Source organism: Pseudomonas sp. MF09150 (genome assembly GCF_059862355.1).
Genome location: NZ_JCBCUS010000008.1, coordinates 258497 through 271574, shown reverse-complemented (window position 1 = coordinate 271574; position 13078 = coordinate 258497). Strand labels below are relative to the sequence as shown.

9 protein-coding genes are annotated in these 13078 nt (G+C 59.1%); 7 read left to right on the top strand and 2 right to left on the bottom strand.

The window, feature by feature from the left end:
* Positions 1 to 11: 11 nt before the first annotated feature.
* The 5 genes from clpP (at position 12) to AC19YX_RS27110 (ending at position 7125) form a co-directional block, all read left to right on the top strand.
* Complete coding sequence (gene clpP, locus AC19YX_RS27130) at positions 12 to 653, top strand: ATP-dependent Clp endopeptidase proteolytic subunit ClpP (RefSeq protein WP_016965272.1); 642 nt, start codon at positions 12 to 14, stop codon at positions 651 to 653.
* Between the two features lie 106 nt (positions 654 to 759).
* Complete coding sequence (clpX, locus tag AC19YX_RS27125; RefSeq protein WP_020296821.1) at positions 760 to 2043, top strand: ATP-dependent Clp protease ATP-binding subunit ClpX; 1284 nt, start codon at positions 760 to 762, stop codon at positions 2041 to 2043.
* Positions 2044 to 2203: 160 nt separating this feature from the next.
* The gene (gene lon / locus AC19YX_RS27120) at positions 2204 to 4600 is read left to right on the top strand and encodes an endopeptidase La (RefSeq protein ID WP_020296820.1); all 2397 of its coding nucleotides are present in this window, start codon (positions 2204 to 2206) and stop codon (positions 4598 to 4600) included.
* 94 nt (positions 4601 to 4694) lie between these two features.
* Positions 4695 to 5024, top strand: coding sequence for an HU family DNA-binding protein (locus AC19YX_RS27115; RefSeq protein WP_020296819.1), 330 nt, complete (start codon positions 4695 to 4697; stop codon positions 5022 to 5024).
* A gap of 229 nt (positions 5025 to 5253) precedes the next feature.
* A complete protein-coding gene (locus tag AC19YX_RS27110) occupies positions 5254 to 7125 on the top strand; it encodes a SurA N-terminal domain-containing protein (RefSeq protein WP_500607428.1) in 1872 nt (623 codons plus the stop codon).
* Between the two features lie 63 nt (positions 7126 to 7188).
* On the opposite strand, the gene AC19YX_RS27105 is transcribed toward AC19YX_RS27110, so the two are convergent.
* Positions 7189 to 8394 carry an MFS transporter gene (locus AC19YX_RS27105; RefSeq protein ID WP_421549233.1) on the bottom strand — a complete coding sequence of 402 codons (1206 nt, stop codon included), beginning with the start codon at positions 8392 to 8394 and terminating at the stop codon, positions 7189 to 7191.
* A gap of 124 nt (positions 8395 to 8518) precedes the next feature.
* On the opposite strand from AC19YX_RS27105, the gene AC19YX_RS27100 reads away from it, so the two are divergent.
* Both AC19YX_RS27100 and AC19YX_RS27095 read left to right on the top strand, forming a co-directional pair.
* On the top strand, positions 8519 to 9427 hold the full coding sequence (locus AC19YX_RS27100) for a LysR family transcriptional regulator (protein ID WP_078473264.1): 909 nt from the start codon (positions 8519 to 8521) through the stop codon (positions 9425 to 9427).
* Positions 9428 to 9508: 81 nt separating this feature from the next.
* On the top strand, positions 9509 to 10357 hold the full coding sequence (locus tag AC19YX_RS27095; protein ID WP_421549232.1) for a DUF2242 domain-containing protein: 849 nt from the start codon (positions 9509 to 9511) through the stop codon (positions 10355 to 10357).
* 7 nt (positions 10358 to 10364) lie between these two features.
* Here AC19YX_RS27095 and aceE read toward each other — a convergent pair whose 3' ends face one another.
* Entirely contained in the window at positions 10365 to 13037 is a 2673-nt protein-coding gene (gene aceE, locus AC19YX_RS27090; RefSeq protein ID WP_500607427.1) for a pyruvate dehydrogenase (acetyl-transferring), homodimeric type, read from the bottom strand.
* Between the last annotated feature and the right edge of the window lie 41 nt (positions 13038 to 13078).

Sequence of the window (13078 nt, the reverse complement as noted above, 5' to 3'; positions counted from 1 at the left end):
GACTGCAGGACATGTCCCGCAATTCTTATTATCAGCAGAGCTCTGACATCCAGGCCGCAGGCGGCCTGGTCCCGATGGTTATCGAGCAGTCCGCCCGTGGCGAACGCGCCTATGACATCTATTCGCGCCTTCTCAAGGAGCGAGTGATCTTCCTGATTGGTCCGGTAGAGGATTACATGGCCAACCTGGTGGCGGCGCAATTGCTCTTCCTTGAAGCGGAAAACCCGGACAAGGACATCCATCTTTATATCAACTCACCAGGTGGTTCGGTGACTGCAGGCATGTCGATCTACGACACCATGCAGTTCATCAAGCCCGACGTTTCCACCATCTGCATTGGCCAGGCCTGCAGCATGGGTGCTTTCCTGCTCGCCGGCGGCGCTGCGGGCAAACGCCATTGCCTGCCTAACTCGCGGATGATGATTCACCAGCCGTTGGGCGGTTTCCAGGGTCAGGCGTCGGATATCGACATCCATGCCAAGGAAATCCTCCACATCCGTTCGCGTTTGAACTCGCTGCTGGCTCATCACACTGGCCAGAGCTTGGAAACCATCGAGCGCGATACCGAACGCGACAACTTCATGAGCGCAGAGCGTGCGGCGGAATACGGCCTGATCGACTCCGTGATCAACAAGCGTCAAATGCCTGCCTAAGCAACTCAAATGTCGGTGGTTGGGGTAACTGGCCACCTGCGGGCTTGAAAAAGCCCGCAATTGCCTTCATCTTGTGTTGCAAGCCTATCGGATTTGGATCGATCGAATGACTGACACCCGCAACGGCGAGGACAACGGCAAACTGCTCTATTGCTCCTTCTGTGGCAAAAGCCAGCATGAAGTGCGCAAATTGATTGCCGGCCCCTCGGTCTTTATCTGCGACGAGTGCGTCGACCTGTGCAATGACATCATCCGTGAGGAGGTGCAGGAAGCACAGGCTGAAAGCAGCGCGCATAAATTGCCTTCGCCTAAAGAAATCAGCGGCATCCTTGATCAGTATGTAATCGGTCAGGAGCGTGCGAAAAAGGTTCTCGCAGTAGCGGTGTATAACCACTACAAGCGCTTGAATCAGCGTGACAAAAAGAATGACGACGTCGAACTTGGCAAGAGCAACATCTTGCTGATCGGCCCTACAGGTTCGGGTAAGACTCTGCTGGCAGAGACCCTGGCGCGCCTGCTGAACGTACCCTTCACCATTGCCGACGCGACCACCCTCACCGAGGCGGGTTACGTAGGTGAGGATGTCGAGAACATCATTCAGAAGTTGCTGCAGAAATGCGATTACGACGTAGAGAAAGCCCAGATGGGTATCGTCTACATCGATGAGATCGACAAGATTTCGCGCAAATCTGACAACCCTTCGATCACCCGGGATGTTTCCGGTGAAGGCGTGCAGCAAGCGTTGCTGAAGCTGATTGAAGGTACTGTTGCTTCCGTTCCGCCACAGGGCGGCCGCAAGCATCCGCAGCAAGAGTTCCTTCAGGTCGATACGCGCAACATCCTGTTTATCTGCGGTGGTGCGTTCTCCGGTCTGGAAAAGGTTATTCAGAGCCGTTCCACTCGCGGCGGCATTGGCTTCAACGCCGAAGTTCGCAGCAAAGAGGAAGGCAAGAAGGTGGGCGAGTCCCTGCGTGAAGTCGAGCCTGACGATTTGGTCAAGTTCGGTCTGATCCCGGAGTTCGTCGGTCGTCTGCCGGTTCTGGCGACGTTGGACGAGCTGGATGAGGCTGCTTTGATTCAGATCCTCACCGAGCCGAAAAACGCCCTGACCAAACAGTACGCCAAGCTGTTCGAGATGGAGGGTGTAGACCTGGAGTTCCGTACCGATGCACTCAAGTCGGTCGCTAAGCGCGCCCTTGAGCGCAAGACCGGTGCTCGTGGTTTGCGTTCGATTCTGGAAGGTGTACTGCTCGACACTATGTATGAAATCCCCTCGCAGTCCGAGGTGAGTAAAGTAGTGATCGACGAGAGCGTTATTGAAGGTAAGTCCAAGCCACTGTACATCTATGAGAACAGTGAGCCGGCAGCCAAGGTGGCGCCAGACGCGTAAGCGTCGCACTGCTGCTTAAAAAGAGGGGGCCTTCGGGCCCCTTTGTTTTTACTGTCAAAGTGCTGTCTTTGAGCTTGTTTTTTTTCAAGGCAGCCCCCATCTTGGTTTCAAGCTTACTTCCATCTGTTTACGGCCTTATGGCCGCCGTAGAGGCGAAATCATGAAGACAACCATCGAATTGCCTCTCTTGCCATTGCGTGATGTTGTGGTTTATCCGCACATGGTTATCCCGCTGTTCGTGGGGCGCGAGAAGTCTATCGAAGCCCTCGAGGCCGCGATGACGGGCGACAAGCAGATTCTTCTGTTAGCTCAGAAAAACCCTGCTGATGACGATCCCGGTGAAGATGCACTCTATCGCGTAGGTACCATCGCCACTGTCCTGCAGTTGCTCAAGCTGCCTGATGGCACTGTCAAAGTACTGGTCGAAGGCGAGCAACGTGGCGCTGTCGAGCGCTTCAGCGAAGTGGACGGCCACTGCCGTGCCGAAGTTTCCCTGATCGACGAAGTCGACGCTCCCGAGCGCGAATCGGAGGTCTTTGTCCGCAGCCTGCTGGCTCAGTTCGAGCAGTACGTGCAGCTGGGCAAGAAAGTCCCTGCCGAGGTGCTGTCGTCCCTTAACAGCATCGATGAGCCAAGCCGCCTGGTAGACACCATGGCTGCGCACATGGCGTTGAAGATCGAGCAGAAGCAGGAAATCCTCGAGATCATCGATTTGTCGGCCCGTGTCGAGCACGTGCTGGCTTTGCTGGATGCCGAGATCGACCTGCTGCAAGTTGAAAAACGCATTCGTGGCCGCGTCAAAAAGCAAATGGAACGCAGCCAGCGCGAGTACTACCTGAATGAGCAGATGAAGGCCATTCAGAAAGAGCTGGGCGACGGTGACGAAGGTCACAACGAAATCGAAGAGCTGAAAAAACGTATCGATGCTGCGGGCTTGCCAAAGGATGCCCTGACCAAGGCCCAGGCGGAGCTGAACAAGCTCAAGCAAATGTCGCCCATGTCGGCTGAAGCGACTGTGGTGCGTTCCTACATCGACTGGCTGGTCCAGGTGCCTTGGAAAGCCCAGAGCAAGGTACGCCTTGATCTGGCGCGCGCAGAAGACATTCTTGACGCCGATCACTACGGCCTTGAAGAAGTCAAAGAACGCATTCTTGAATACCTCGCCGTGCAAAAGCGCGTGAAGAAGATTCGCGGTCCGGTACTGTGCCTGGTAGGTCCTCCTGGGGTGGGTAAAACATCCCTGGCGGAGTCGATCGCCCATGCCACCAACCGCAAATTTGTGCGCATGGCCCTGGGTGGCGTGCGTGACGAGGCAGAAATTCGCGGTCATCGACGGACTTACATCGGTTCGATGCCGGGAAGATTGATTCAAAAGATGACAAAAGTTGGGGTGCGCAACCCACTGTTCCTGCTCGATGAAATCGACAAGATGGGCAGTGATATGCGCGGCGATCCAGCATCGGCATTGCTGGAAGTGCTCGATCCGGAGCAGAACCACAATTTCAACGACCATTATCTGGAAGTCGATTACGACCTGTCCGATGTGATGTTCCTGTGCACCTCCAACTCGATGAATATTCCGCCAGCGTTGCTGGACCGGATGGAGGTGATTCGTCTGCCCGGCTACACCGAGGACGAGAAGATCAACATCGCGGTCAAGTACCTCTCGCCCAAGCAGATCCAGGCCAACGGCCTGAAAAAAGGCGAGCTGGAATTCGACAATGAATCGATCCGCGACATCATCCGTTACTACACCCGCGAAGCCGGTGTACGGGGCCTTGAGCGTCAGATTGCCAAGGTTTGCCGCAAGGCGGTGAAAGAGCACGCCATGGAAAAACGCTTCTCGGTGAAGGTTACTTCCGAGTTGCTGGAGCACTTCTTGGGCGTACGCAAATTCCGCTACGGCCTGGCCGAGCAGCAGGATCAGATTGGTCAGGTAACAGGTCTGGCCTGGACGCAAGTTGGCGGTGAGTTGCTCACCATCGAAGCGGCCGTGGTCCCGGGCAAAGGTCAGTTGATCAAGACTGGCTCCCTGGGCGATGTGATGGTCGAATCGATCACTGCAGCACTGACGGTAGTGCGCAGCCGGGCCAAGAGCCTGGGGATTCCCCTGGACTTCCACGAGAAGCGCGACACCCACATCCATATGCCTGAAGGGGCGACGCCAAAAGACGGTCCTAGCGCAGGCGTAGGCATGTGCACGGCGCTGGTTTCGGCGCTGACCGGGATTCCGGTACGTGCGGATGTAGCCATGACCGGTGAAATCACCCTCCGTGGTCAGGTATTGGCCATCGGTGGCCTGAAAGAGAAATTGCTTGCGGCCCACCGTGGTGGAATCAAAACCGTGATCATTCCTGAAGAGAATGTTCGCGATTTGAAAGAAATTCCTGACAATATCAAGCAGGATCTACAGATTAAACCGGTTAAATGGATTGACGAGGTCCTGCAAATTGCGCTGCAATACGCGCCGGAGCCCTTGCCGGATGTAGCTCCCGAGATAGTTGCAAAGGATGAAAAACGCGACTCTGACTCTAAGGAAAGAATTAGTACGCATTAAGTACGCATTAGCCTGATGGGCTTCCTTGACAGCTTTTTAGAGCCCTTGTTATAAAGCGGCTCTTAAGTGTCTGTAGGCCATTCAGCACTCGTTTTTGCTTTCACCAAAAAACTTAGAATCATACTCAAATAGATATATAAGGGGACTTAGAGTGAACAAGTCGGAACTGATTGATGCTATCGCTGCATCTGCTGATATCCCGAAAGCTGCTGCTGGCCGTGCGCTGGACGCTGTGATCGAATCCGTCACTGGCGCTCTCAAGGCCGGCGACTCTGTGGTACTGGTTGGTTTCGGTACTTTCTCTGTTACCGATCGTCCTGCTCGCATTGGTCGTAACCCTCAGACCGGTAAGACGCTGGAAATCGCTGCAGCTAAAAAGCCAGGTTTCAAAGCCGGTAAAGCTCTGAAAGAAGCCGTTAACTAAGCTTCGTTCAAGCCTTTACCCACCCGGGTCGGGGTCATTCCCGATCTGGCCGCGGAGCGGTTAGCCAGCCGGTTAGAATATCGGCTCACGCCGGGGGTCGCAGGTTCGAGCCTCCGACCGCTCCGCCAGTTACGAGAAGGCGCATCCTCGGATGCGCCTTTCTTCTATCCGGACTCTACCCACGCTCCACGGTTGCTTAATTTGAAGTACGACCGTTTCTGGGGGACGCATGCTGCAGAATATCAGGGACAATTCACAAGGCTGGATTGCCAAGACCATTATCGGGGTCATCGTCGCATTGATGGCCCTTACCGGTTTCGATGCCATTTTCAAAGCCACTACCACCAGCCAGGACGCGGCCAAGGTCAACGGTGAGGAAATCACTCAGAACGAGCTGAGCCAAGCGGTCGACATGCAACGTCGCCAACTGATGCAACAGCTGGGCAAAGATTTCGATGCTTCCTTGCTTGACGAAAAAATGCTGCGCGAGGCTGCCTTGAAAGGGCTGATCGACCGCAAGTTGCTGCTGCAAGGCGCCGAAAATTCCAAGTTCGCTTTCTCTGAAGCCGCACTGGATCAAGTGATCCTGCAGACACCTGAATTCCAGGTAGATGGCAAGTTCAGCCCTGAGCGTTTCGACCAGGTGATTCGTCAGTTGGGCTACAGCCGCCTGCAATTCCGTCAGATGCTGGCTCAGGAAATGCTGATCGGCCAGGTCCGTGCAGGTCTCGCGGGCAGCGGTTTTGTCACCGATGCCCAGGTGCTGGCATTCGCGCGTCTGGAAAAACAGACCCGTGATTTCGCTTCCCTGACCGTTAAGGCTGACCCTTCCGCGGTCAAAGTGACTGACGACGAAGTCAAGGCTTACTACGACGAACACGCCAAGGAGTTCATGACTCCGGATCAAGTCGTGATCGATTACCTGGAACTGAAGAAATCCGCTTTCTTCGATCAGGTCACGGTCAAGGATGAAGATCTGCAGGCGCAGTATCAGAAAGAAACCTCGAACCTGGCTGAGCAGCGTCGCGGCGCGCACATCCTGATCGAAGTCAACGACAAGGTGAACGAGGCCCAGGCCAAAGCCAAGATCGAAGAGATCCAGGCACGTCTGGCCAAGGGTGAAAGCTTCGAGGCTCTGGCCAAAGAGTTCTCCCAGGATCCGGGCTCGGCCAGCAATGGCGGTGACCTGGGTTACGCCGGCCCTGGCGTCTATGACCCGGTCTTCGAGCAGGCGTTGTACGCGCTGGCCAAGGATCAGGTTTCGGCACCGGTGCGCACCTCGTTCGGTTTCCACTTGATCAAGTTGCTGGGTGTTGAAGCTCCGGAAGTTCCAAGCTTCGCCAGCCTGAAAGACAAGCTGACCCGCGAGCTGAAGACCCAGCAGGTCGAGCAGCGTTTTGTCGAGGCCACCAAGCAATTGGAAGACTCGTCGTTCGAAGCCTCGGACCTGGCCCAACCGGCTCAGGAACTGAAGCTGACCGTGCACACCTCCGCGCCATTCAGCCGTGAAGGCGGTGACGGTATCGCGGCCAACCGCAACGTGATCCAGGCTGCTTTCAGCCCGGAAGTGCTTGATGAAGGTGCCAACAGCACCGCCATTGAACTCGACCCCGAAACCGTAGTGGTCCTGCGCGCCAAGGAACATCGCAAGCCTGAGCAACTGCCGCTGGAAAGCGTTGCCGGCAGCATCCGTACCCAATTAGCCAAGGAGCACGCCAGTGCTGCCGCCAAGACCAAGGCTGAAGCCTTGATCGCCAGCCTGCGCGACGGCAAGGCGCCGTTGAACAAGCCGGTGGATGGTCAGAGCTGGAAAGTCAGCGAAGCGGTTACTCGTGGCCAGGAAGGGGTTGAACCTACTGTGCTGCAAGCGTTGTTCCGCATGAGCAAGCCTGAAGCCAAGGACAAACCGACCTTCAGCAGCGTGACCCTGCCTGATGGCAGCCTGGTGATCCTGCAGTTGAACGGGGTGAACGAGGCGGCTGCGCCGACTGAAGAAGAGAAGGCTCAGTACCGTCGCTTCCTGGCATCGCGTGTGGGGCAGCAAGACTTTGCCGCCTACCGCAAGCAGCTGGAGAGCCAGGCAGACATCAAGCGTTACTGATGACTGTCCTGCGGCACTGAAGCAACACTAAAAGACCCCGTCCGCAAGGACGGGGTCTTTTTTTTAGCTAAGGGCAGGGAAACCGTGGCGCCTGGCGTTCGCCGTGACCCATAGGGACATCAGCAGCAGACCGATGATCACCCAGGAGAACGTCGCGACCCCCGGGCCTTCGAGCAGCACCGCGCCTGCCAGTCCACCGCCGGCGATGGCCAGGTTCCACACGGTCACCAGCATCGACTGGGCGGCATCTGCCGAATCCCCGGCGGTTTTCGCCAGGGCTGTTTGCAGCAAGGTCGGCAGCCCGCCAAATGACACACCCCAAATCGCGACAGCAGTGTAAATAGCCAGGGGCAGTTGGCTATAGAAGGCCAGGATCAGCGCGCACAGGATAAACAGGCTGCAACTGATCAGCACCAGTTGCCGCGCCCAGCGGTCGATCAGCAGGCCCACGCCCCAGATGCCGGCCACGGCTGCCAATCCAAACACCAGCAGCACCCGTTCGATCTGCCCGGCGATACCGGCCGCCTCCAGAAAAGGTGCGATGTAGGTGTAGAGAATGTTGTGGCCGAGCACAAAGGCAAAGGTCACGAACAGCACCGGTCTTACCCCGGGCAAGGTAAATACCCGGGCCAGCGAAAGGCGTTTTTCTGCGCGTTGCCCGGGAAAGTCCGGCACCTGAAAGCGCACCCAGCCGATCAACACCAGGGTCAGCAGGGTCATGACGGCAAAGCTCAAGCGCCAACCCAGGACATTGCCGAGCAGGGTGCCTGCCGGAATACCCAGGGACAACGCCAGCGGCGCGCCGAGCATGGCCACGGCAATCGCCCGACCTTGCAGACGCGGTGCCACCATGCGGCTGGCGTAGCCGGCCAGCAAGGCCCAGAGCAACCCGGCGAAGACCCCCGCAAACAGCCGGGCGATCAGGGTCAGGGTGTAATTATCCGACAGGGCAGTGACGCTGTTGACCACGGCAAAACCGCCGATCGCCGTCAGCAGCAGCGGGCGACGACGCCAGCCTTGGGTCAGCAGCACCAGGGGGATTGCCGCCAGCAGCGAGCCGAGGGCGTAAAAGGTCACCAACTGGCCGACCAGCGCCTGGGACACCTTGAGGTCCAGGCTCATCTGCGGCAGTAATCCGGCCGGTAGGGCCTCGGTCAGGATAGTGATGAAGCCGGCGGTGGCCAGCGCCAGCAAGCCGCTGATGGGGAGCCGTTCGCAACGTCTGGAGTCGGTGTCCAGCAGGTCGGCGGTGGCAAGGGGTTCGGTCATGGTTTCAGGCCCGGTTGAGTATGCAGAAGTGCGGGCTTGAGAGTAGGGCGCTGTGCCTATTAGAAAAATAGGCTAAGGTTCCGAACTTATCGGACATCCATGTCCTTAATGTGCGGAGTGGGCGATGGATTGGCTCGGCAGTATTTCGGTGTTTGTGCAGGTGGCGGAAACCCGCAGTTTTACTGAAGCAGGGCGCCTGCTGGGGGTCTCTTCCTCGGCCGTCGGCAAAAGCATTGCCCGGCTCGAAGAGCGGCTGGCCACCCGTTTGTTTCATCGCAGCACCCGCAGCATCACCCTGACCGCCGAGGGCGCGGGGTTTCTTCAGCGTTGTCGGCGGATCACCGCGGAGGTTGAAGCCGCCGAGTTCGAACTGTGCAAATCCTCCAGTGCGCCCCGAGGCAAGCTGCGTATCAGTCTGCCCCAGGTGCACGGTCTGCTGATGCCGGTGCTGGCTGATTTCATGCAGTTGTATCCGGAGATCGAGTTGGATATCGACCTGACGGACCGCATGGTGGATGTGGTCGAGGAGGGTTTTGACGCGGTGGTGCGCACCGGCAATCCCAGGGATTCGAGGTTGATGGCGCGCAAGCTGGGCGAGTTTCGTCAGATGCTGGTGGGTACCCCGGATTACTTCGAGAGTCACGGAGTGCCGCACTACCCGGCGGACCTGGCGTCCCATGCCTGTTTGCGCCACACCTTCCATCACACCGGCAAGCTTGAGCCCTGGCCCCTGCGCCGCCTGCCGGGGGCCGCGGAAGTGCTCTTGCCGACCCGTTTTGTCAGCACGTCGATCGAGGCGGTGGACCATGCCGTGCGCCGTGGCCTAGGGATTGCCTGCCTGCCGGATTTCATGGTGCGCGAGGCGCTGGAGCAAGGGGCACTGCAGCAGGTGCTCGATGAGCACCTGGACTACAGCGGCACGTTCTGGATCCTTTGGCCGTCGAGTCGTCACGCGGCAGCCAAGGTGCGCGCGCTGATCGATCATTTATCTGTGCGACTTTTCCCGGAATACGCGGTCAGTCATTCTGTATAAATTTTAAGACATCAATCCGTGCGCTCTGTAGCGTGGTTCTGTTGCACAATACGCGCCGGACTGTTTTCCTCAGGATTTTCGATGTTCAGATCATTTCACATGCCGGCTGCCGGACTGGTGCTGCTATTGGCGGCCATCGCGGGTTGCTCGACGCAAAAGACCGCCATTTACGAGCATGAGAATTTCGACGATTCCGGCACCTTTTCCCGCAATTACCCGGTGAGCGATACCGCCTCCTGCGAAGCGGCGCGCCGGGCCTTGCTCAGTCAGGGCTACATCATCACCAGCAGCGATCCGAAGCTGGTCAGCGGCCACAAGAGCTTTCAGCAGACCGGCGAAACCCACCTGGAGATCAGCTTCAGCGTGGTCTGCGCTCAGGATGGCAGCGTCGACCATCACTCGACCATGTTCGCCAACGCCTTGCAGGACCGCTATGCGCTGAAGAAGGTCAACAACTCCGCGAGCCTCGGGGTCGGGGTGCTGGGGTCGGTGTCGATGCCGATCGGCTCGACCGATGATTCGATGGTCAAGGTGGCCAGCGAAACTGTGTCCTCGGCCAAGTTCTACGACCGCTACTTTGCGTTGGTTGAGCTGTTCCTGCCGCCTGAGGCGAAGAAAGCCGCGCACATTGTCGAGAAGCCCAAGACCGATCTTGGCGTACCCGAGCCCAAGCCGGCTGCTGCCGAACCCGCGCCGACAGCGCCTGCGCCCACCCCGGCAGCCGAGCCGGCAGCGCTAGCTCCGGCGGCCGCTGAGCCGAATGTTTCCGAACCCATGGCGCCACCGCCGGAAGCGGCCCCCATTGCACCCGTCGCACCGGCCGAAACCGGTGCAACCAGCGAGCCGGTGCCGGCCCCCGAAGTGGTGACACCGCCCCCACCGAGCAACCTGCCACCGCCGAGCGAGCCGATTCCGGCCATGCCTCGATAGAACCGCGTCAGACCGCCATGGGGTCGCTCTTGTTGATATCGATCCCATAGCGGCTGATGGCTTCCGAGACCCGGCTGTAGGGGATTTCGCCGTCGTCAGCCAGGGCTTTCAGCGCCGCCAACACGATAAAGTGCCGATCCACCTCGAACAACGTGCGCAAGGCTTCTCGGGTGTCTGACTGGCCAAAGCCGTCGGTGCCCAGGGCGACGAAGCGTCGCTGCTCGACAAAGGGCCGGATCTGGTCGGCAAAGATCTTCATGTAGTCGGTGGCCACCACCAGCGGACCGACCTGGCCGGCCAGGCAGTCCTGCACATGGCTGGTACGGGGCGGCTGCTCCGGGTGCAGCAGGTTCCAGCGCTCCACTTCATGACCCTGGCGCCGCAGTTCGGTGAGGCTGGTGGCGCTCCAGACGTCGCTGGCCACGGCAAAATCCTTGAGCAGCAACTCGCTGGCGGCCATCACCTCGCGCAGGATCGAACCGCTGCCCATCAGTTGCACGCGCGGCTGCCGGGGTTTGGAGGCGCCGGTACTCAAGCGGTACAGGCCCTTGATGATCCCGTCTTGAACCCCGTCGGGCATGGCCGGGTGAGGATAGTTTTCGTTGAGCAGGGTGATGTAGTAGTAGACGTCTTCCTGTTCGACATACATGCGGCGCATGCCTTCCTGAATGATCACCGCCAGTTCGTAGGCGAAGGTCGGGTCATAGGCGACGCAGCACGGCACCACCGAGGCCAGCACATGGCTGTGGCCGTCGTCGTGCTGCAGGCCTTCGCCCATCAGGGTGGTGCGCCCGGCGGTGGCGCCCAGCAGGAAGCCACGGGCCCGGGCATCGCCGGCAGCCCAGGTCAGGTCGCCGACCCGCTGGAAGCCGAACATCGAATAGAAGATGTAGAACGGAAGGGTCATCAGGCCGTGGTTGCTGTAGGAGGTGCTGGCGGCAATCCACGATGAGATGGCCCCTGATTCATTGAGCCCCTCCTGCATGATCTGGCCGTCCTTGCTTTCCTTGTAGTAGCTCAGTTGCCCGGCGTCCTGCGGGGTGTACAGCTGGCCGACCGCCGAGTGGATACCGATCTGGCGGAACAGGCTTTCCATGCCGAAGGTTCGCGATTCGTCGGGCACGATCGGCACCACCAGTTTGCCGATCTGTGGGTCCTTGAGCAGTGTGCCGAGAATGCGCACAAAGGCCATGGTGGTGGAAATCGCGCGCTCGCCGGTGTCCTGAAGTTGCGTGGCAAAGGCCGTCAGTGGCGGGATGACCAGGGCCGGCGCCTGGCTGCTGCGGGACGGGATATGGCCGCCCAGGCTCTCGCGTCGTGCCGCAAAATAGCGGCCTTCCGGGCTGTCGGCAGCGGGCTTGAGGTAGGGCAGGTCGGCCAGTTGTTCGTCGCTGACCGGCAGTTCGAAGCGGTCGCGGAAGGCCCTGACGGCGTCAGCGCCCATTTTCTTCAGCTGGTGGTTGATGTTCTGACCTTCGCCAGCCTCGCCCATGCCGAAGCCCTTGACGGTTTTCGCCAGGATCACCGTCGGTTGGCCAGGGTGACGCATGGCGGCAGCGTAGGCGTTGTAGACCTTGTCCGGGTCATGGCCACCGCGTGACAGCTTCCAGATCTCGTCGTCCGAGAGGTCTGCTACCAGCTCCAGCAATTCCGGGTATTTACCGAAGAAGTGCTCGCGCACATAGGCGCCGTTCTGCGACTTGTAGTTCTGATAGTCACCATCCACGCACTCCATCATGCGCTGGCGTAGCAGGCCGCTGCGGTCCTTGTCCAGCAAGGCGTCCCAGCCACTGCCCCAGATCACCTTGATCACGTTCCAGCCGGCAGCGCGATACAGACTTTCGAATTCCTGGATCACCTTGGCGTTGCCTCGTACCGGGCCGTCGAGACGTTGCAGGTTGCAGTTGACCACGAAGATCAGGTTGTCGAGCTTCTCCCGTCCTGCCAGGGAGATCGCCGCCAGGGACTCTGGCTGGTCCATCTCGCCATCGCCGAGGAAGGCCCAGACCTTGCGCCCCTGGTGCTGCTTGAGACCGCGGAACTCCAGGTAGCGCATAAAGCGCGCCTGGTAGGCGGCGGTAATCGGGCCCAGGCCCATGGACACGGTGGGAAATTGCCAGAAGTCCGGCATCAACCGCGGATGTGGGTAAGACGAGATCCCGTTGCCAGCGGATTCGCGGCGAAAGTTGTCGAGCTGGGCTTCGTCGATGCGGCCTTCGAGGTAGGCGCGGCCATAGATACCCGGCGAGGAGTGGCCCTGGATATACACCATGTCGCCGTCGAAGCTGTCGGTACGGCCCCGGAAGAAGTGATCGAAACCCACGTCATACAACACCGCGGCGGAGGCGTAGGTGGCGATATGGCCACCGACCCCCGAGTGCTTGCCGGCGCGCAGCACCATGGCCATGGCGTTCCAGCGGATAAAGGCATTGATCCGGCGCTCGATGTCGAGGTTGCCGGGGTAGGGCAACTGGCGCTCGGGAGCGATGGTGTTGATGTAGGGGGTGGTCACCCGACCGTAGAAATCGCCATGTCGTGCAACGTCGAAATCCAGCAATTGATCAATCAGGTAATGGGCCCGCGGCCGGCCTTCGGCGCTCAGTACGGACTCGATGGAGTCGAGCCATTCGCGGGTTTCCTGGGGATCGTGGTCGAGCGTTGCGATGTTGTTCTGGGTCATGCCTGGCTCCAGGTTGAGCGGGGTTCCAGCGCGCGGATCCT